The sequence below is a fragment of the Sphingobium sp. BYY-5 genome (genome assembly GCF_022758885.1).
GTDB lineage: Bacteria > Pseudomonadota > Alphaproteobacteria > Sphingomonadales > Sphingomonadaceae > Sphingobium.
Genome location: NZ_JALEBH010000001.1, coordinates 372,976 through 391,946, shown reverse-complemented (window position 1 = coordinate 391,946; position 18,971 = coordinate 372,976). Strand labels below are relative to the sequence as shown.

Sequence of the window (18,971 nt, the reverse complement as noted above, 5' to 3'; positions counted from 1 at the left end):
GGATTTCGGCGTTCGCCGGAATGACGACGCTAAAATCAGGCCGCAGCCGCCATGCGTTCGTCGGCGGCTTCGATGATCGGGGCGAATTTCGCGGCGCTGAGGCTGGCGCCGCCGACCAGGCCGCCATCGACATCAACGACCGACATCAATTCGACCGCATTGTCGCCATTCATCGATCCGCCATAGAGGATTCGCACCGCATCCGCCTCCGCACCGATCCGGCTGGCCAGCGCGGCGCGCAAGGCGGCGTGCATCGACGCGACCGCCTCGATCGTCGGGATGCGGCCGGTGCCGATCGCCCATATGGGTTCATAGGCGACGGCCAGCCAGTCGGCCGACGCGCCTTCGGGCAGCGAAGCGAGCAGTTGCGCGGACACAACCTCCTCCGCCTGACCCGCGTCGCGCACCTCGATCGTCTCGCCCACACAGAGGATGACGTTGATGCCCGCCTTGTGCGCCGCGACCGATTTGGCAGCGATGTCGGCGTTGGTTTCGCCGCGCGCCTCGCGCCGTTCGCTGTGGCCGGTGATGACCCAGGTCGCGCCCGCTTCCGCCAGCATCTCCGCCGACAGCGAACCGGTATAGGCGCCGCTCATGTCCATATGGCAGTTCTGCGCGCCGATGAACGCCGCACCGCGCCGTTCCGACCCGGCCATGATGAGGGTAGCCGGCAGGCAAAGGCCTACTTCCACGGCAGGATGCGCCGCCGCGACCCGGCCGATCGCCTCCACTTCGTCGAGCTGCGCGCGCATCCCGTTCATCTTCCAGTTGCCGACAACCAGCTTTCGCCTGTTCATCCGCCTCGTTTCCTTATGGTTATTGCTGCACGTCGCCCCCGCCCTCCGTCACGAACCTTTGGCTTCGCGTCTCCCCGGAAGAACGGGAACTGGATAGAGGCGATGAACGGCAGTCGCGCATTTGTCCAGTGCAAGCCTTGCCGCCGCGCCGATCCGCCCTTAAAGCGGGCCGCCACACAGCCGCAGGTGTCAGGTCTCCCATGCTTTCTGTCTTTCGCAGCTTCATTCGCTCCAAATTCGGCGCGCTCTTCGCGATCCTCTTCCTGGGCGTCATTGCCGCCGCCTTCATCATGGGCGACATCACCAGTGGCAAGTTCGGCGGCGGCTCCATGTTCAGTGGCAGCAATGCGGCCAAGGCGAAGGGCCTGACGCTGAGCCAGGGCGAGTTTCAGGACCGCGTGCAGCGCGTGTTCGAAAACGCCCGCCGCTCCAACCCCGGCCTCCAGATCGCCGATTTCTTCGCCCAGGGCGGCGCGGCCCAGGTCTATGACCAACTGGTCGCATCGCTGACCCTGCGCGCCTTCGCCGACGATCAGGGCGTCCACATCTCGAAGCGGCTGGTGGATGCACAGATCGCGCAGATCCCCGCCTTCCAGGATGCGGCCGGCAATTTCAGCCAGGAAAGTTTCCGTGCCCTGCTGACCCGCGAACGGCTGACCGAACAGGCCCTGCGAGACGATATCAGCCGCGAGATCCTCCAGCGGCAGTTGCTCGCGCCCATCGGCCTGGGCGCCCGTCCGTCGGAAACGCTGGTTCTGCCCTATGCCTCGCTGCTGCTGGAAGCGCGCCAGGGCACGGTCGCCGCGATCCCGGCGGTCGCCTTCCTCGATGAAAAAAACCCGACCGACGCGCAACTGACCGATTATTACAAGGCGAACAGTCCGCGCTTCACTATCCCGGAACAGCGCCGCATCCGCTACGCCCTGGTCGATGCGGTCCGCTTCGCCCAGGCGTCGCAGCCGTCCGAAGCGGAGATCAGCGCCTATTACACCCAGAACAAGGCCGTCTATGCCGCCAAGCAGAACCGCACCGTCGAGCAATTGGTGCTGCCGACGCAGGCCGGCGCGAAGGCGATCGCCGATCAGGTGAAGGGCGGCAAGACGCTGGCCGCCGCGGCGCAGGGCGCGGGTCTGGCCGTGGCGACCCTGGCCGACCAGAGCCGCGAGGCGCTGACCGCTTCGGCCGGCAAGCCTATCGCCGATGCCGCCTTCGCCGCCAAACAGGGCGAACTGGTGGGGCCGGTGCGCGGTTCGCTGGGTTGGCTGCTGCTGCGCGTCACCGCGCTCAACGATACCGCCGCCCGTCCGCTGGCCGCCGTGCGTGGCGAAATCGTCGAAACGCTGCGCGCGCAGAAGGAAAAGCAGTTGCTGGCCGATTTCACCGGCAAGCTGGAGAATCAGATCGCCGATGGCGGCACGTTCGAGGAAGTGGTGAAGGATAACGGCCTGACGCTGGAGACCAGCCCGCCGCTGCTGTCGACCGGCAAGCAGGTCAACGACCAGGCCTATACACCGTCCGCCGACCTCCAGCCGCTGGTCGCCCCGACCTTCGCCATGAGCGCCGACGATGACGCGCAACTGGTGCCGATCACGCCCGACAAGCGCTATGCACTGGTCGCGCCGGGCCAGATCATCACCGCTGCTCCGCCGCCGCTGGCCGAAGTCAAGCAACTGGTGCTGGCCCAGTACAAGCTCAACGAAGGCAACAAGAAAGCGAAGGTGCTGGCCGACCAGATCCAGGCGAAGGTCGCCAAGGGGATGAAGCTGGCCGACGCCATTGCTCAGGCCGGCGTCAAACTGCCCGCGCCGCAGATGCTGGGCGGCCGCCGCGCCGACATCATGCGCGGCGAGCAGCGTCCGCCGGCCGAAGTCGGCATCATGTTCCAGATGGCGGCGAATAGCGTGAAGACCCTGCCGATCGGTCAGGATCGCGGCTATTTCGTGGTGCAGCTCAACAAGATCGAGCGCGGCGACGCCAAGGCGCAGCCACAATTGCTGGCACAGGTGCGCGATCAGTTGGGCGAAGTGATCGGCCAGGAATATGGCCAGCAGTTCGAACGCGCGATCGAAAAGGAACTGAAGGTCACGCGCAATCCGAGCGCCGTAGCGCAGGTGCGCCAGGTGCTGGCATCCACCAACAGCGGCGACCAGTAAGATGGCGGCCAGCGGGGGGACGGACGGCGTGACGAGCGCCCGTGCAGCGCTGGCGCGCGGCGAATCGGCGCTGGTGTGGCGGCGCCAGATCGCCGACACCGACACGCCCATCTCCGCCGCGCTCAAATTGTTCGAATCCGATCGCGGCGACTATCTGCTGGAATCGGTCGAGGGCGGCGCGGTGCGTGGCCGTTACAGCCTGATTGGCCTCGCCCCCGACCTGGTCTTTCGCGCGCAGGGCCAGGATGCCGAAATCAACCGGCAATGGGCGACCAATCGCGACGCCTTCGTCCCCGAAAAGGCTGGCGCGCTCGACGCGCTGCGCGCGCTGGTGGCCGAATGCCGGGCGGAAATGGACACCGCACTGCCGCCCGCACTCGCCTGCCTGGTCGGCTATTTCGGCTATGAGACGGTGGGGCTGGTCGAAAAATTGCCCCGCCCCGCGCCCAATTCCATCGGCGTGCCCGACATGCTGTTCGTGCGGCCGACCGTCATCCTGGTGTTCGATCGTCTGGCCGACGCGCTCTATATCGTCGCGCCGGTGTGGAAAGGCAGCTTCACCGACGCTGATAAGGCGATCGAGACCGCGCTGGAGCGGATCGACGCTACCGCCGCGCGCCTCGCCGCGCCGCTGCCTGCCCTCTCCGCTCCCGCCGAAATCGCCGAGATCGACGTCACGCCGGTGCTGGAGCCGGGTCGTTATGCGCAGATGGTGGACGCGGCCAAGGACTATATCGTCGCGGGCGACATCTTCCAGGTGGTGCTGGCGCAGCGTTTCACCAGCCCCTTCACGCTTCCACCGATCGCGCTTTATCGCGCGCTGCGGCGGATCAATCCGTCGCCCTTCCTCTATTATCTCGACCTGCCCGGCTTCGCGCTGATCGGGTCCAGCCCGGAAATCCTGGTCCGCGCCCGCAATGGCGAGGTGACGATCCGCCCGATCGCGGGCACGAGGCCGCGCGGCAAGAACGCGGTGGAGGACGCCGCCAACCGCGAAAGCCTGCTCGCCGATCCCAAGGAACGAGCCGAGCATCTGATGTTGCTGGACCTGGGCCGCAACGATGTCGGCCGCGTCGCTTCTGCCGGATCGGTGACGGTCACGGAAAGCTACACCGTCGAATTTTACAGCCATGTCATGCATATCGTGTCCAACGTCGTCGGACGCCTCGCGGACGACAAGGATGCGATCGACGCACTGTTCGCGGGCTTCCCCGCCGGCACCGTGTCCGGCGCGCCCAAGGTCCGCGCCTGCGAGATCATCGCCGAACTGGAACCGGAAACGCGCGGCGCCTATGCAGGCGGGGTCGGCTATTTCGGCCCGGACGGCAACATGGACAGTTGCATCGTCCTGCGTACCGCCGTGCTGAAGGACGGCGTCATGCATGTGCAGGCGGGCGCTGGCATCGTCGCCGATTCGCAGGCGGAATATGAACAGCGCGAATGCGAGGCGAAAAGCGGCGCGCTGCTAGCCGCCGCGCGCGAAGCCGTGAGTGTAGCGCGGGAAGCCCGGTTCGGGCAGTAGCTTGAAGCGCCAAGCTTAGGCCCGCCGCACCAGCCGCATGGGTTCCGAGGTGACGGGATAGCCCAGATGATCGGGGATGCACAGATGCGCCTCCCCGTCGCGCTCCTCGCGCCAGGGCCGTATCTTTTCCACCGGAAAGGCGGCAGCATGGGCGAGCATGTCGGTATGGGAGCCGAACAGCGCCAGCCGCTCCAGGTTACGCCGGGTGGGAAAAATGATCTGCCCCTCCCCCGCATCGCAACGGGCGATGATGTCCGCCGCGCTGCTCCAGAACAGCCGCACATTCTCGGTCGTGTCGACGCTCGCCACCTGCCCTTCGGGCGCACGGGCGAGGTAGAAGCGCGTATCATAGACCCGCCGCGCCTTCTCGAACGGAGCGGGATGCCAGCGCGCGAAGGGCGTCAGCGCGTCCAGCGCCACGCCCAGGCCATGCCGGTCCAGCAACTCGCCAAGCGGCCTGCCGTCATGCAGGCCGTCGCGCAGCCGCAGCACGGCGGCGGCATCCACCGCACCGGTCAGGCCGATGCCCAACCCCGCTTCCTCGATCGTCTCGCGAATCGCGGCGATCCGCGCGGCAGCTTCGTCGATGGGCAGCGCGCCGCCGATCCGCGCCGCCAGCGCATGGTCGTGTTCATCCACCCCGCCACCGGGAAAGACCAGCGCGCCAGCGGCAAAGGCCATGGTCGACGCACGCTCCACCATCAGCAGATCAGGCGGACCGTCAGGCCGGTCGCGTACGATCACCAGCGTGGCGGCAGGCCGCCCGGCATCCTGTTCTTCTGTCATGACGACCGCTCTAGGCGCTTGGCGGGCTGGCGGTAAAGGCCCACGCATGAATCGCCACCGCACGAATGCGGAGCGCCATGAGGCGATGATTTCGAAGGGAAATGGTGGAGCCTAGGGGGATCGAACCCCTGACCTCGTCATTGCGAACGACGCGCTCTCCCAGCTGAGCTAAGGCCCCAAAGGAGCGCTGCCTATAAGCGAGCATTTTTCCGCTGGCAACGGTCTTTTGCGGAAAAATTTCCTCCCCGTGGCCTCGATCCCGTCCGCGAAAAACCGGTGCAATTCAGCGCGGAGAGGCCGCCCGTCCCGCTCGCCCCGACCGGCTCTTTTCCATGTCCGCTTGCGCCGGAGCGGCGGCCAATGCCAAAGCAGCCATTCCGTCCCGCGCGAGGCCCCTATGCCGACCCTGATCCTGCTCGTCCTGTCCAACCTGTTCATGACCGCCGCCTGGTACTGGCATCTGAAGGGCGGGATGGACAAGCCGATCCTGCTGGTCATCCTCATCAGTTGGGGGATCGCCTTCCTCGAATATTGCCTGGCCGTCCCCGCCAACCGGATCGGCTACGCCCATGGCTGGAGCGCGGGACAGCTCAAGGTCGCGCAGGAAGCAATCGCGCTGATCGTCTTCGGTGGCTTCATGGTCACGGTGCTGGGCGAACCGTTGCATTGGCGACACCTGGCCGCCTTCGCCTGTATCATGGGCGCAGTGGGGTTTCTGTTCGTGGGGCGCGCCTGATCGTCAGGAAACGGCGCGCAACTCCTCCGGCAGTTCGTCGGCGCTCGTCCCCTGGCGGGCGATGCGCGGGCTGGCGCTGTAGGTACTGAACTGTTCGAGCGGCAGAGCCATGCCGCAAAAGGCGCATTCGGCGACCATGCGCCCCACCATCCAATGCTGCCGCGTGCAGGACGGGCAGCGATTGGTTTCGCCAACATAATAAAGTGGACTGAACCCTCGTGCGAAGGACGGCAATTCCGTCTGCGATACGATCTGCATGGACGTTTTCCTCATGTTGCCTGGGGAATCAACGCCTGAGGTCTGAAAGGTTTCACTAATGAACCGAATAAAAAGCCGCTATTCCCTTTGTCCGGGAAGCAACAGGCTGGAATCGCCGTAGGAATAAAAACGATATCCCGTCGCGACCGCATGGGCATAGACCGCCTGCATCCGGTCGCGGCCCATCAGGGCGCTGACCAGCATGAACAGCGTCGATTTGGGCAGGTGGAAATTGGTCATCAACCCGTCCACCACCCTGAAGCGATAGCCGGGCGTGATGAAGATGCGGGTTTCGTCGGCGAAGGCGCGGACAAGGCCGTCCTCCCCCGCCGCGCTTTCCAGCAGGCGCAGCGATGTCGTGCCGACCGCGATCAGCCGGCCACCCGCCGCGTGCACGGCATTCAGCCGATCCGCCGTCGCAGCGTCGATCCGGCCCCATTCGGCATGCATCCGGTGGTCGTCGGTATCGTCCGCCTTCACCGGCAGGAAGGTACCCGCGCCGACATGCAGGGTAAGCGTCTCGGTCCCGATGCCCGCCTGCGCGATTGCCGCCATGAGCTCCGGCGTGAAGTGCAGCGCGGCGGTGGGCGCTGCGACGGCGCCATCCTCGCGCGCGAACATGGTCTGGTAATCGCTGCGGTCGCGCGCGTCGGTCGGGCGCTTGCTGGCGATATAGGGCGGCAGCGGCATCCGCCCTGCCCGCTCCAGCAGCACCTCCACCGGCTCCTCACCCTCGAAGTCCAGCGTCACGCCGCCATCCTCATCGCGCGCACCCGCAATGGCGGTGACGCCTGCGCCGAAATCGATCCGGTCGCCTTCCCGCACCCGCTTGGCATTGCGCAAGAAGGCCTGCCATTGGCGCAACCCCTGCCTTTTGTGCAGGGTCGCGCCGACCTTCGCCTGGCCACGCACCCCTTCAAGCTGGGCGGGAATGACCTTCGTATCGTTGAAGACCAGCACGTCGCCCGCGCGCAGCAGCGACGGCAGGTCGCGCACGATCCGGTCCTGCATCGCGCCGTCGCCCGGCACCAGCAGCAACCGCGCGCTGTCACGCGGCGATGCTGGCCGGAGCGCGATATTCTCCGGCGGCAGGTCGAAATCGAACAGGTCTACGCGCATGACAGGGCAGTCGGGAAACCCGGCTTATTTCTTCTTCGGTGCGGGCTTCGCGGGCGCAGGCTTTGCAGGGGCGGCCTTCCCCGGCGCGGCGGCCCTGGGCAGGGCTGGCGCGCTTATGATCGACGGCGCCGCGGGCGGCGGAGGGGGCGGAGCCGTGACCGGCGGCTTGCCGTCGCTCTCGATCGACGCCTGCAGGATCACGGTCGGGTCGGCCGGTGGCTCGCCTTCATGAATGGCGTCGACATATTGCATCCCTTCGATCACGCGGCCGAAGACGGTATATTTCTTGTCGAGTTGCATACGCGGCAGAAGAACGATGAAGAACTGGCTGTTGGCGCTGTCCTCGCTCTGGGCGCGGGCCATCGACACGGTGCCGCGCAGATGCGGCATCGGGTTGAATTCGGCCTTGAGGTCAGGAAGCTGCGATCCACCGGTGCCGTCGCCCTTGGGATCGCCGCCCTGCGCCATGAAGCCGGGGATGACACGGTGGAATTTCAGGCCATTGTACAAGCCCTGCCGCGTCAGTTCCTTGATCCGCTCGACATGGTTGGGCGCGATGTCGGGGCGAAGCTGGATGCGCACGCGCCCGCCGCTCGACAAGTCGAGATCCCAGATATTCTGCGGATCGGCCGGCACGGTGGCGGGCGGCAGCTTGGGCGTCAGGTCATTGCCCAGCGACTTGGCATTCTCCTGCGCACGCACGGCGGCTTCCGCCTTCTTCATCTCCTCGGCACCGCCGCCGCCACCCCCGCCCCCTTGGGCAAAGGCCACGCCGGACGCGGTGAGGGCGAAGCCGATCGCCACGGTCTTGAGCGCGCTAGTGAAACGCATGAATGAGGCTTTCCTTAAAAACTATGCCCTATGGGTCGCATCGCCCTGATAACGCGCTGATCGCGATTGGCAACTGAACGCAGGCTGAAACAGCGATCAAGCGCTATCCTTACGGCCGATCGCCTCTACCCGCGCCACCACTTCGTCCCGCACCGCAGGACTCACGAACCTGTGGATCGGCCCGCCATAAAGGGCGATTTCCTTGACCAGGCGCGACGCTATCGGCTGAAGCGAGACGTCCGCCATCAGGAAGACCGTCTCCACCCGGCTGTTGATCTGCTGGTTCATCCCCGCCATCTGATATTCATATTCGAAGTCGGCGACGGCGCGCAGGCCCCGGATGATGACGCTGGCGCCCTGCGATTCGGCAAAGTCCATCAGCAGCGAATTGAAACCGGTGACGACGATTTCCGTATCGATCCCCGCGCATTCGCGGCGCACCATCTCCAACCGTTCCTCGTCGGAGAACATGGGTGACTTGGATATGTTGGTGGTGACGCCGATCACCAGCTTATCGACCAGCTTCGCGCCGCGCCGGATAATGTCCATATGCCCCAGGGTGACGGGGTCGAACGTACCGGGATAGACGCCGATGCGCGGCTTCGTCATGGCTTAGCGGTCCCTTTCCACGATATAGTCGGCTATGGCGCGCAGCAGGTCCGCTTCCGCACCATGGCCATGAAGATGCGTCTTGGCCTGATCGACCAGCATATGCGCCTGTTCGCGCGCGCGTTCCACGCCCAGCAGCGAGACGAAGGTTTCCTTCCCCGCCGCCGCATCCTTGCCCAGCGCCTTGCCGGCAAGGTCCGCGTCGCCCTCTACATCGAGCAGATCGTCGGCAATCTGGAAGGCCAGGCCGATATCGCGCGCATAGCCGTGCAGCCGCGTGCGCGCATCGTGCGGCAGGCGCGCCATGATCGCGGCGGCATCGACGCAAAAGGCGATCAGCGCCCCGGTCTTGAGATTTTGCAGCCGCGTAACGGTGGCCAGGTCGAAGCGGGTATTTTCCGCCTCCATATCCATCATCTGCCCGCCCGCCATGCCGGCCGGGCCGCTGGCGGTCGCAAGCGCCTTCACCAGCTCGATCCGCACGAACGGGTCGGGATGCGTTTCCTCGTCGGCCAATATCTCGAACGCCAGGTCGTGCAGACAATCGCCCGCCAGGATCGCCGTCGCTTCGTCATAGGCCTTGTGCACCGTCGGCTTGCCGCGGCGCATGTCGTCATCGTCCATCGCCGGCAGATCGTCGTGGATCAGCGAATAGACATGGATGCACTCGATCGCGAGGCCGACCTGCAACGCCGAGTCGCGGGAGATGTTGAACAGGTCGCTCGCCGCCCGCACCAGCAGCGGGCGCAGCCGCTTGCCGCCACCGATCGCGGCATGGCGCATCGCATCATAAAGGCGGCGGCGCGGATCGTCCGGTGCCGACAGCAACCGGTCGAAAGCGGCATCAATGTCCTGCGCGACGTCCGACGCGCGCATCTTTACCAAGGCGGCTGCGGAGGCGCGTCCTCCCCCGGTCATGACGTTCAATCCGCGCCGAAGGGCTGCGAACCGGTCACCGCGCCATTGGCGTCGACCGTCAGCTTGGCGATCCGCGCTTCGGCGGCTTGCAGCCGCTCGGCGCAGCGTTTGCGCAGTTCCTCGCCCTGGGCATAGAGCGAAATCGACTCGTCGAGCGGCACGTCCCCGCTTTCCAGGCGACGCACAATCTGTTCCAGCGCGCGCAACGCATCCTCGAAGGAAAGGGTCGCAAGATCGGGGGTGGGAATATCCTCAGCCATGCCCTTGCATTGGCCGCGACCAGCCCCCCGGTCAACCCCGCAGGCCGCAATAAGCGATTTGCCCCCTCCACTGTCATCAAACAGTCATGACGTCATATCAGGGGCATGGCGGTTATACCGCTAATTTGCGTTGACGCATCATGTTGCACGTGCACATAAAAGGATCGCTATGAAACAATATCTCTCCCTTATCGCCGTCGCCAGCGTCGCGTTGCTGTCGGCCTGCAACAAAAGTGATGAACCGGAAGTCGTGGGCGGCCCGGCCGACCCGATGGCGGCTCAGCTCGCCAACGCCGCGCCGGTCGAACTGCCGCCGTCGGTCAAGGCCAACAAGCAGTATCGCTGCAAGGACAACAGCCTGTTGTTCGTCGACTATATGAGCGACGACAAGACGGCGCTGCTGCGCACCGAGAAGACCGGCGCTGCAACCAAGCTGGTCGCCGCCGAAGCCGGTCAGCCCTTCACCGCCGAAGGCGGCTATGAAATCAAGGGTTCGGGCAACGACGTGACCATCACCGTACCCGGCAAGGCCGCTCGCGCCTGCCACATCTGATCCACACACAATATCGGGACGCCAACCGGCCGGACTTCGCAAGAGGTCCGGCCTTTTTCTTTTTGGCGATCATCACGTTTGCAAAGCTGGTCCCTGAATGGGGGAATAGGGGCCTGTTGCAACCTGTCGGCCATTCATCTCCGGCAGCTACAGTTCGGATGACACGAGCCGGCTGGGCCACCCGATGCGCACAAGCAGATCGTCCGGGCCGTTGAGGGCGAACTCGTACATGCCCCATTCCTTGTGCTCGGCGCGCTTCACCCCCTCAATGATCGCGTTGCCCGCCATCGCCGCCAGCGCATCGACGCGGGGCGTGTAGACGTAAATGCCGAACGGGTTCCGGCCGGGCACCAGCCACCCTTCCACCGCCGGTTGCAGGTGAACCTCGCCGCCTTCACCATCGGACAACATACGATAGTCGCCGAAATCCTGTTCGGCGGGGCGGCTGAATCCAAGCCGGTTCCACCATCGTTCCGCTGCATCCACATCGTTGCATGGAATGATCGCCGCTACCCTGCTGTTCGAATGATCGGCCATTGCTATCTCCATTTACTGCGGCAAAAATATACGCCATGCGTATTAAATGTCGAGTGGTGATGATCGGACAAGTGAGGAAGCGACCATCGTGCGGGCGGCCATGCGGCTTGCGCGTCGCTTGCGGCAATCTGCGCCATCGACCGAGCTGACAGGCGGTGGGCTGGGCTTGCTCGTCACCCTGTCCCAGGGCGGCCCGATGAGCGCGGCGGCGCTCGCCCGCTGTGAAGGCCTCCAGCCACAATCTCTTAGCCGGCTACTTGCCCGGATGGAGCGCGACGGTCTGATCGAGCGCAAGGCGGATGTCGCCGACCGTCGTCGCGGAGTCATTGCCGTAACCCGGCGCGGCCTTGAAGCCCTCAACGGGGCAATGTCACAACGGCGGCGCTGGCTGTCGGCGGTGATGACCGATCGCCTCAATGAGCAGGAACGGTCTATCCTGTTGCAAGCCGCCGAATTGATGCTGCGCATCGCGAGCTAGTGGTCCGATTCTGACATTCGATACCGCTTGAGGCTAGGTGGTTCTCGAATGTCAGAATCTCTTCGGACCACTAGAAATATTTAATTCTAGTGGATTTTACGATTTTGACATTTGCAGACCCATCCCAACCGCCAGGGGATGCAAATGTCAAAATCAATCCACTAGGCGGCTACCGCCACTTCCGCCACAGCGCGCCGTCCTTCAGCACTTCGCGCGCGGCATTATGGCCCGGCGCGCCGGTGACGCCGCCGCCCGGGTGCGTACCCGCGCCGCACATATAGAGGCCCTTCACCGGCCCGCGATAGGCGCCATGGCCCAGCACCGGGCGCGCCGCCCACATCTGGTCCAGGCTCAGATTGCCGTGCATGATGTCGCCGCCGACCAGCCCGAATTTCCGTTCCAGGTCGAGCGGCGAATGAATCTGCCGCGCGATCACGCTCCTGGCGAAACCCGGCGCATGAGCCTCCACCGTCGCGACGATATGATCCGCCGCCGCCTCCCGCTCTTCGTCCCATGACCTGCCGTTGGGCAGTTCCGGCGCGAATTGCTGGCAGAAGAGGCTCGCCACATGGCATCCCTCCGGCGCGAGGCTGTCGTCGATGGTCGAGGGGATCAGCATCTCCACGATCGGCGCCTTCGACCAGCCGTCGCGCTTCGCGTCCATGAACGCGCGGTCCATATAGTCCAGCGTGGGCGCGATGATGATGCCTGACTGGTGATGCTCGCCCACGCCTGGCAGACAGGTGAAGTCGGGCAGCGCGGACAGCGCCACATTCATGCGGAACGTGCCCGACCCTGCCTTGAACGCCTTGATCCGCTTGCGAAAATCGGCGGGCAAGTCGGCGGGCGCCATCATCTGTTCGTAGAGCAGCTTCGGCCCGACATTGGCGATCACCGACCGGCCCATCACCTCTTCACCGCTCTCCAGCCTGACGCCGACCGCGCGTGCGCCATCCACCAGCACCGAAGCGACCGGCGACTCCAGGTTGATCTCCACGCCCATGGCGGCCACGACCTTCGCCATGACCTGCGTGATCGTGCCCATGCCGCCGACGCTATGGCCCCAGGCGCCCTTCTTGCCGTTCACCTCGCCGAAGACATGGTGCAACAGCACATAGGCGCTGCCCGGCGTGTCGGGGCTGGCATAATTGCCGACCACCGCATCGAAGCCGAACGCCGCCTTCACCGCCTCGCTCTCGAACCAGCTATCCAGAAACGTCCGCGCCGACTTGGTGAACAGGTCCAGCACGTCGCGCTGCTGCTCGACGGACAGGCTCGCGACCCGCCGCCCCTGCTTTAGCGCCTCGACAACCATGGTCAGCCCATCGCCGACATTGGGCGGCGCTTTGAGCACCAGGTCGCGCAGCACGTCGGCCACCACTTCCAGCGCGTCATAATAAGGGGGCAGCGCCTCGGCGTCCTTCACGCTGAACTTGCGGAACTCCGCCTGCGTCCTTTCCAGCCCGCCGCCCAACTTCAGATAGCCGCCATCGGGCTGCGGCAGGAAATTGCTGATCGGCCGCTCGATCACGCGATAGCCGTGATCGGCCAGCTTCATGTCGCTTATGACCTTGGGATTGAGCAGGCTGACGGTGTAGCTGGCGGTCGAGTTGCGGAAGCCGGGGTGGAACTCCTCCGTCACCGCCGCGCCGCCAACGACAGCGCGCCGCTCCAGGATGCGCACCTTGTAACCCGCCCGCGCCAGATAGAAGGCGCAGACCAGCCCGTTATGCCCGCCCCCGATGATGACGGCGTCGTAGGATTTGGTCATGTCTTTCCCCACATTCGTCATTCCCGCGCAGGCGGGAACCCATCTCCCAACCTCGCATCGGGGGTTAGGGCCGGAGATGGATTCCCGCCTTCGCGGGAATGACGAAAATTGTTATTACTGCCGGAAGACCACCCAGCCCCCGGCGGATGATGCAACCGCGCCTGCGGGATCAATGCGCGCACCCGTCCGCAAAAATGCCGCAGCGCCACTTCCTGTTCGCTGAGTGGCCCCACGGTGAAGCTGGCCGACGCCATCCCCGCCTGCACCCGCGCGACCAGCGCCGTATCCTCGGCATTGACCTGCCGGTTGATCCGCCAGTTGAGGTAGCGCGCCACCTTCATCTCCCGCCGTGTATCCGGCAGGGCGTAGGAAATTTCCCGGATCAGCGTCTGCGTCGGCGACACCGGCAGCCACTGCATGAAATCCACCTGATCGGGATAGATGTCGAAGGCGACATTGGGCCAGAGCTTATAATAGGTCCACAGCCGCTGCCGATCGGCAGGCAGGTGCGGCACAGGGGGCAGGAAATGCTGATAGGCCCATTCGGACAGGTTGGCGGAGGGCCGCTCCACGATCGGCCCCCACATCTTGTCGGCATGGAGCGAAGCCTCCACGCCATAGCCGTCGCCCATCAGCCTTTTCAGCCCCGGATGCGCGACCGCGATATGCAACCCGTCCGAATAATTATCGCCGATATTCTTCCAGTTCACGGCACGGGGCCGCAGCGTCACCCGCCCCAGCGCTCGCAGATCGGCAAAGCGATAGGGCGCGATCTCCTCCCCATAGGGGGCCATCATCTGCGCCACCGACGGCCCGCCATCATCGGCCAGCCGCACGAACAGAAACCCGTGCCACGTCTCCACCTCGACCGGAGCCAACCCGTGGTCGGCCAGAGCGAAGGCCGCGCCATAGCTGGCCTTCATCGGCACGCCGGAGAGGCGCCCGTCCTTCTCATAGGTCCAGCCATGATAGGGGCAGACCAGCTTCTTCGCGCAGCCGCCAGGACCATCCACGATCCGCGCGCCACGATGGCGGCAGACATTGGTGAAGCCGCGCACCACGCCGTCATCGCCACGGATGACCACCACGCTTTCACCGATATAGTCGAGCGTGTGGAAATCGCCGGGCGCGGCTATGTCGCTTTCATGGGCCACGATCTGCCAGGAAGGGCGAAAGATACGCTCCACCTCCAGCCCGAAAAACTCAGCATCGGCATAGGTCCAGGCCGGCAGGCTCCATCCCGCATCAGGGTCGTCCCCATTCATCCGCGCCTGCTCCACCGCGCCGCCCTTTAATTTTACAGGTGTATAATAGCGGCAGAAAGAACGTCGATCAAGCTGTCCGGATCGCTGTCTGTTTATGCCTTCATTCCGCTGCCGCCGGCGCCATCCCGGCCGATGGCTGCGCGCCATAGCGCCGCGCCAGATAGGCGCAAGCCATCAACTGGATCTGGTGGAACAACATGATCGGCAGCAGGATCGGCCCGACCGCGCTCGCCGGGAACAGCACGCCCGCGATCGGCACGCCCGACGCCAGACTCTTCTTCGACCCGCAAAATTGCAGCACGATCGCATCTTCGCGCGACAGGCCCAGCATCCGGCCCAGCAGCAGGGTGAAGATCAGGACCAGCACCAGCATGGCGATGCACAGCCCCGCCAGCACCAGCAATTCGCCCTTCGACACCTTGTGCCACAGTCCCTCGACCACGGCGGCGGAAAAGGCCGCATAGACCACCAGCAATATCGATCCCCGGTCGACCCGGCCGATCATCGCCTTATGCCGCTCGATAAAGCCCCCGATCCATGGCCGCAGCAGATGCCCGACGACGAAGGGCAGCAGCAATTGCAGCACGATCCCCTCCGCCGATGACAGGGAGATAAGGCTCCCGCTGCCGCTCTTCTGCATCAGCAGCGCCACCAGCACCGGCGTCAGGACGATACCCAGCAGGTTGGAGAAGGAGGCGCTGACCACCGCCGCCGCGACATTGCCCCGCGCGATCGCGGTGAAGGCGATGGAGGATTGCACGGTCGAGGGCAGCAGCGCCAGAAACAGCAGCCCCGCCCGCATATCCGCCGGGACAAAGCCGAATCGCTCCACGATCAGCCCCAGGATCGGAAACGCCACGAAGGTCGTGCCCAGCGTCGCCAGGTGCAATTTCCACGCCCTGGCCCCGCTCCAGATCGCCTCGCGCGACAATTTTGCGCCATGCAGAAAAAAAAGCAGCACGATGCCCGCATCCGCCACCGCCCCCGCGATTCCCGCGCCCTGCCCCCGCGCCGGCAGGACGGACGCTAGGGCAACGGTGGCGATCAGCAGCAGCAGAAACGGGTCCAGGGCTTGGCGTAGTCGGTTCATCATCACTTCCGGGCGATCGACAGGATGGAAAGGGGGGATAGACGCGGCGCACGGCCTGCGCCAACAATTTCCCCTTGGCCGCAAACAAGGAGAGGCAGCCCCATGAGCGAGCATATCGCGATCATCGAGGACAAGGGCGTCATCGAAATCCATATCGATCGCCCGGACAAGAAGAATGCGCTGACCGCCGCCATGTACCGCACCATGACCGCCGCGCTGGCGGATGCGTCGGCGCGGGCGGAAATCGGCGCGGTGCTGATCGCCGGGCGGGGCGACGCCTTCTGTGCGGGCAATGACCTCAAGGATTTCATGGCCGGGCCGGAGGGGGGTGCCGCCGCCTTCGCCTTCATCCAGGCGATCGCCGCCTTCGACAAGCCGCTGGTCGCGGCAGTGCAGGGCCAGGCCGTAGGCGTCGGCACGACGATGCTGCTCCACTGCGACCTGATCTACGCCGCGCCCGACGCACGCTTCGTCATGCCCTTCGTCAATCTGGGTCTTGTCCCCGAAGCCGGGTCCAGCCTGCTCGCGCCCGCGACTCTGGGCCATGCCAAGGCAGCGGCGATGCTGCTGCTGGGTGAACCGATGGATGCGGACAGCGCCGACAGCGCCGGCCTCGTCACCGCAATCGTTCCCGCCGACGGTCTGCTAGACCATGCCCGCGCCAAGGCTGCCGCCCTGGTGGCCAAGCCGCCCCAGGCGCTGGCCACCACGCGCCGCCTGATGAAGGGCGATCCCGCCGCCCTGGTCGCCCGGATCGAGGAGGAAGCCCGGCTCTTCCGCGAAACCCTCGCCTCCCCCGAAGCCCAGGAAGCCTTCGCCGCCTTCTTCGAAAAACGCGCGCCGGTGTTCCGGCGGGGGTAAGTTTAGAGCGAGATGACTTGGATTGAATCGTCATTGCTTCGCTTCGCTCGCAATGACGAGGTGGTTCCACTTTTGGTCATCCGACTTTAAGAGGCCAATGATTGTAGGTTAGGCGTCATTCCGGTGAATGCCGGAATCCAGGGTTTCACGCCCCATGCCATATGACCCTGGACCCCGGCTTTCGCCGGGGTGACGTTGGGTCTGAATGACGGCGAAGCAAAATATCGCTGTCCTACATATCCCGCCCCGCGTTACGGCAAAACCGGCTCTTTCGATCGTCGCGATTCCCGTTTCCCGATCAGCTAAGCGCGCTCTTTTGCGGCTTCTTTGCGCGACGCCCGAAATTCATCTCGCTGACGATCACCGCCGCCACGATCAGTAGCCCGCCGATCAGCGCCGTGGGCGGCAGCCTTTCGCCCGCCAGCCTGCCGATGATCCCGGCCCAGACCGGCTCTCCCGCATAGATCAGCGTCGCCCGCGTCGGCGACACGGTGCGCTGCGCCCAGTTCATCACGAACTGGATCAGCGCTGTCATCGCGCCCAGCCCGCACGCGCTCAGCACCACCGTCCAGGAAAAGGGCGGCACGCTCTCCCCCGCCGGTCCCATGCAGGCAAAAGCAAGCAATGCCGTCACCGCCAGTTGCACCAGCGTCACCCGCGCGACATTCACCTTCCCCGCCCACAGGCTGATGAAGATGATCTCCAGCGCAATCGCCAGCGTGCTGACCAGGGTCAGCGCCTCCCCCTTGCCAAGGGCCAGTCCATCCTTGGGCGCAGCGATCAGCAGCAGCCCGACAAAGGCCAGCGCCACGCCGATCCAGCTCGCCAGCCGGGGCCGCCGCCGCAATATGATCCACTGCAGGATCGGCACCAACGGTACATAGGCCGCGGTGATGAAAGCGGACGTGCTGCTGCTGATCGTCTGCAACCCCCAGGTCTGGAGCGAATAGCCGACGAAAATGCCCAGGCCGATCATCAGCCCCGCCAGCAATTCCTTCACCGTCATCCCGCGCAGCACCGACAAGGCGAACGGCAGCGCCATCAGCGCCGCCGTGCCGAATCGCAGGCCGACGAAGAAGAACGGCCCCGTCATCTGCACCGCATTATGGACGATCAGGAAAGTGCCGCCCCACAGGATGGTCACGCCGATCAGCGCGAGTTCGGGACGGCCGATCATCAGGCGACTCTGGGCGGGCTTGTCGAGGAGGCTATTGTGCAACATAATGCACATTGCCCTATGAGCAATATATTGCACAGTCAAGACGCACCAGCGCAAGATCACCCCTCCGCGCGCCCGGACGTCCTCGCCCATGTCGCCGGCAATGTCCGCGCGCTCCGCACCGAACGCGGCTTCAGTCAGGATGCGCTGGCGGCGCAGGCCGCGGTCAGCCGCCGCATGATCGTCGGCATCGAAAGCGGGGAAGCGAATGTCAGCCTCTCGACCCTGGACCGGCTGGCGCACGCGCTGGGCGTCAGCTTCTCCCGCCTGGTCCGCCCGCCCGAAATGCCGGACAACAGCCGCATCGACAGCCTCGCCTGGCGTGGCGCCAGCCCGGACAGCCGCGCTACCCTGCTCGGCACGGTGCCAGCCGCGCGGGAAGCGGAACTGTGGACATGGTCGCTGGGCGCAGGCGAAACCTACCCAGCCGAAGCCGACGCCGCCGACTGGCACGAAATGCTCTATGTGAAGGAAGGCGTATTGACGGTGGAGATTGAGGGCGCCGAACCGAAGCGGGTCGTGGCCGGCGATTTCCTGATCTTCACCAGCGACCGCCCCTATTTGTTCGCGAATCACGAAACGGCAACGGTCTGCTTCATCCGCAACGTGGTCTTCTAGGGTGGATCGACATTCAGGTTAAAGCAGAAGCCTTGGCCTCATTTTCAACGTCATGACGGCGTAGGAAGCCTCTAAAACCGTGAATGTCGCGCTGGCCTAGGAGTTCGCTTGAAAATGCGCGAAAGAGCGCATTTTGGAACCAACCCCCATCCGTTTCTCGCCTTGGCTTGAAACGAACGGGGGTTAGGCGTGAGGGAGGCTACGCCACCTCACTCACTTCTTGAGGTCGCTACCCGCCTTCTCCAGCGATGCACCAACATCATGCTTGATCTCGCCCGCCTTGGCTTTCGCATCGGCGGCGGCCTTGTCGGTCGCTGCGCCGAGTTTGTCCGCGCCATTGCTGATCGCCTGGCCGGCATTATCCAGACCATTGTCTATCTTCGCACCAGCGTTATCGATTTTCGCGCCGGCATTGTCGACAACGTTACCTACATCGCTACCAATAGCCGAACCTGCATTTTGCAGCTTGTCCTGCGTTTTTTCCGAACAGGCGGATAAACCGACTGCCGCCAGGATAGTAAAACCGGAGAGAAGGATAGTACGCATATTAGGCTCCTCTTGCCCTCGTCATTGCCCCCGACAAGCGTATG

21 protein-coding genes and 1 tRNA gene are annotated in these 18,971 nt (G+C 64.8%); 7 read left to right on the top strand and 15 right to left on the bottom strand.

Features of this window, described 5'->3' with window-relative positions; all coding sequences use genetic code 11:
* Positions 1-35: 35 nt before the first annotated feature.
* Positions 36-797, bottom strand: coding sequence for a triose-phosphate isomerase (tpiA, locus tag MOK15_RS01970; protein WP_242930058.1), 762 nt, complete (start codon positions 795-797; stop codon positions 36-38).
* 200 nt (positions 798-997) lie between these two features.
* Here tpiA and MOK15_RS01965 point away from each other — a divergent pair, with 200 nt between their 5' ends.
* Both MOK15_RS01965 and trpE read left to right on the top strand, forming a co-directional pair.
* Positions 998-2,950, top strand: a complete 1,953-nt coding sequence (locus MOK15_RS01965) for a peptidylprolyl isomerase (RefSeq protein WP_242930057.1) — start codon at positions 998-1,000, stop codon at positions 2,948-2,950.
* A gap of 1 nt (position 2,951) precedes the next feature.
* Positions 2,952-4,472: an anthranilate synthase component I gene (gene trpE, locus MOK15_RS01960; RefSeq protein WP_242930056.1), complete on the top strand. Its 1,521-nt coding sequence runs from the start codon at positions 2,952-2,954 to the stop codon at positions 4,470-4,472.
* Positions 4,473-4,487: 15 nt separating this feature from the next.
* Here the strand turns inward: trpE and MOK15_RS01955 are convergent, their stop codons facing one another.
* A complete protein-coding gene (locus MOK15_RS01955; RefSeq protein ID WP_242930055.1) occupies positions 4,488-5,258 on the bottom strand; it encodes an NUDIX domain-containing protein in 771 nt (256 codons plus the stop codon).
* 102 nt (positions 5,259-5,360) lie between these two features.
* A tRNA-Ala gene (locus tag MOK15_RS01950) sits at positions 5,361-5,436 on the bottom strand.
* Between the two features lie 219 nt (positions 5,437-5,655).
* On the opposite strand from MOK15_RS01950, the gene MOK15_RS01945 reads away from it, so the two are divergent.
* The gene (locus MOK15_RS01945) at positions 5,656-5,994 is read left to right on the top strand and encodes a DMT family protein (RefSeq protein WP_242930054.1); all 339 of its coding nucleotides are present in this window, start codon (positions 5,656-5,658) and stop codon (positions 5,992-5,994) included.
* A gap of 3 nt (positions 5,995-5,997) precedes the next feature.
* On the opposite strand, the gene MOK15_RS01940 is transcribed toward MOK15_RS01945, so the two are convergent.
* From MOK15_RS01940 to MOK15_RS01915, 6 genes are all read right to left on the bottom strand, one after another.
* Complete coding sequence (locus MOK15_RS01940) at positions 5,998-6,252, bottom strand: hypothetical protein (RefSeq protein ID WP_242930053.1); 255 nt, start codon at positions 6,250-6,252, stop codon at positions 5,998-6,000.
* A gap of 78 nt (positions 6,253-6,330) precedes the next feature.
* Positions 6,331-7,371: a tRNA preQ1(34) S-adenosylmethionine ribosyltransferase-isomerase QueA gene (gene queA, locus MOK15_RS01935; RefSeq protein ID WP_242930052.1), complete on the bottom strand. Its 1,041-nt coding sequence runs from the start codon at positions 7,369-7,371 to the stop codon at positions 6,331-6,333.
* Positions 7,372-7,395: 24 nt separating this feature from the next.
* Positions 7,396-8,202, bottom strand: a complete 807-nt coding sequence (locus MOK15_RS01930) for a peptidylprolyl isomerase (protein ID WP_242930051.1) — start codon at positions 8,200-8,202, stop codon at positions 7,396-7,398.
* A gap of 96 nt (positions 8,203-8,298) precedes the next feature.
* Positions 8,299-8,811: a pantetheine-phosphate adenylyltransferase gene (gene coaD, locus MOK15_RS01925; RefSeq protein ID WP_242930050.1), complete on the bottom strand. Its 513-nt coding sequence runs from the start codon at positions 8,809-8,811 to the stop codon at positions 8,299-8,301.
* A gap of 3 nt (positions 8,812-8,814) precedes the next feature.
* Positions 8,815-9,729, bottom strand: coding sequence for a polyprenyl synthetase family protein (locus tag MOK15_RS01920; protein WP_242930049.1), 915 nt, complete (start codon positions 9,727-9,729; stop codon positions 8,815-8,817).
* Between the two features lie 5 nt (positions 9,730-9,734).
* Positions 9,735-9,989 (bottom strand): exodeoxyribonuclease VII small subunit, encoded by a 255-nt coding sequence (locus MOK15_RS01915; protein ID WP_242930048.1) that lies wholly within the window; start codon positions 9,987-9,989, stop codon positions 9,735-9,737.
* Between the two features lie 169 nt (positions 9,990-10,158).
* Between MOK15_RS01915 and MOK15_RS01910 the strand changes: the two genes are divergently transcribed.
* Positions 10,159-10,542, top strand: a complete 384-nt coding sequence (locus tag MOK15_RS01910; RefSeq protein WP_242930047.1) for a hypothetical protein — start codon at positions 10,159-10,161, stop codon at positions 10,540-10,542.
* A 147-nt stretch (positions 10,543-10,689) separates the two neighbouring features.
* Here the strand turns inward: MOK15_RS01910 and MOK15_RS01905 are convergent, their stop codons facing one another.
* Positions 10,690-11,079: a glyoxalase gene (locus MOK15_RS01905; RefSeq protein ID WP_242930046.1), complete on the bottom strand. Its 390-nt coding sequence runs from the start codon at positions 11,077-11,079 to the stop codon at positions 10,690-10,692.
* Between the two features lie 46 nt (positions 11,080-11,125).
* Here MOK15_RS01905 and MOK15_RS01900 point away from each other — a divergent pair, with 46 nt between their 5' ends.
* Positions 11,126-11,557 (top strand): MarR family transcriptional regulator, encoded by a 432-nt coding sequence (locus MOK15_RS01900; RefSeq protein ID WP_242930045.1) that lies wholly within the window; start codon positions 11,126-11,128, stop codon positions 11,555-11,557.
* Between the two features lie 169 nt (positions 11,558-11,726).
* Here the strand turns inward: MOK15_RS01900 and MOK15_RS01895 are convergent, their stop codons facing one another.
* The 3 genes from MOK15_RS01895 to MOK15_RS01885 all read right to left on the bottom strand — a co-directional run bounded on the left by MOK15_RS01895 (position 11,727) and on the right by MOK15_RS01885 (position 15,683).
* Positions 11,727-13,328: an NAD(P)/FAD-dependent oxidoreductase gene (locus tag MOK15_RS01895; protein ID WP_242930044.1), complete on the bottom strand. Its 1,602-nt coding sequence runs from the start codon at positions 13,326-13,328 to the stop codon at positions 11,727-11,729.
* Between the two features lie 17 nt (positions 13,329-13,345).
* Complete coding sequence (locus MOK15_RS01890) at positions 13,346-14,593, bottom strand: aromatic ring-hydroxylating dioxygenase subunit alpha (protein WP_242930043.1); 1,248 nt, start codon at positions 14,591-14,593, stop codon at positions 13,346-13,348.
* A 100-nt stretch (positions 14,594-14,693) separates the two neighbouring features.
* The gene (locus MOK15_RS01885) at positions 14,694-15,683 is read right to left on the bottom strand and encodes a bile acid:sodium symporter family protein (RefSeq protein WP_242932602.1); all 990 of its coding nucleotides are present in this window, start codon (positions 15,681-15,683) and stop codon (positions 14,694-14,696) included.
* 102 nt (positions 15,684-15,785) lie between these two features.
* Between MOK15_RS01885 and MOK15_RS01880 the strand changes: the two genes are divergently transcribed.
* Positions 15,786-16,544 carry an enoyl-CoA hydratase-related protein gene (locus tag MOK15_RS01880; protein ID WP_242930042.1) on the top strand — a complete coding sequence of 253 codons (759 nt, stop codon included), beginning with the start codon at positions 15,786-15,788 and terminating at the stop codon, positions 16,542-16,544.
* 298 nt (positions 16,545-16,842) lie between these two features.
* On the opposite strand, the gene MOK15_RS01875 is transcribed toward MOK15_RS01880, so the two are convergent.
* The gene (locus MOK15_RS01875) at positions 16,843-17,766 is read right to left on the bottom strand and encodes a DMT family transporter (RefSeq protein ID WP_242930041.1); all 924 of its coding nucleotides are present in this window, start codon (positions 17,764-17,766) and stop codon (positions 16,843-16,845) included.
* A gap of 15 nt (positions 17,767-17,781) precedes the next feature.
* Between MOK15_RS01875 and MOK15_RS01870 the strand changes: the two genes are divergently transcribed.
* Positions 17,782-18,381 (top strand): helix-turn-helix domain-containing protein, encoded by a 600-nt coding sequence (locus tag MOK15_RS01870; RefSeq protein WP_242930040.1) that lies wholly within the window; start codon positions 17,782-17,784, stop codon positions 18,379-18,381.
* 213 nt (positions 18,382-18,594) lie between these two features.
* Here the strand turns inward: MOK15_RS01870 and MOK15_RS01865 are convergent, their stop codons facing one another.
* Entirely contained in the window at positions 18,595-18,927 is a 333-nt protein-coding gene (locus MOK15_RS01865) for a hypothetical protein (RefSeq protein WP_242930039.1), read from the bottom strand.
* Between the last annotated feature and the right edge of the window lie 44 nt (positions 18,928-18,971).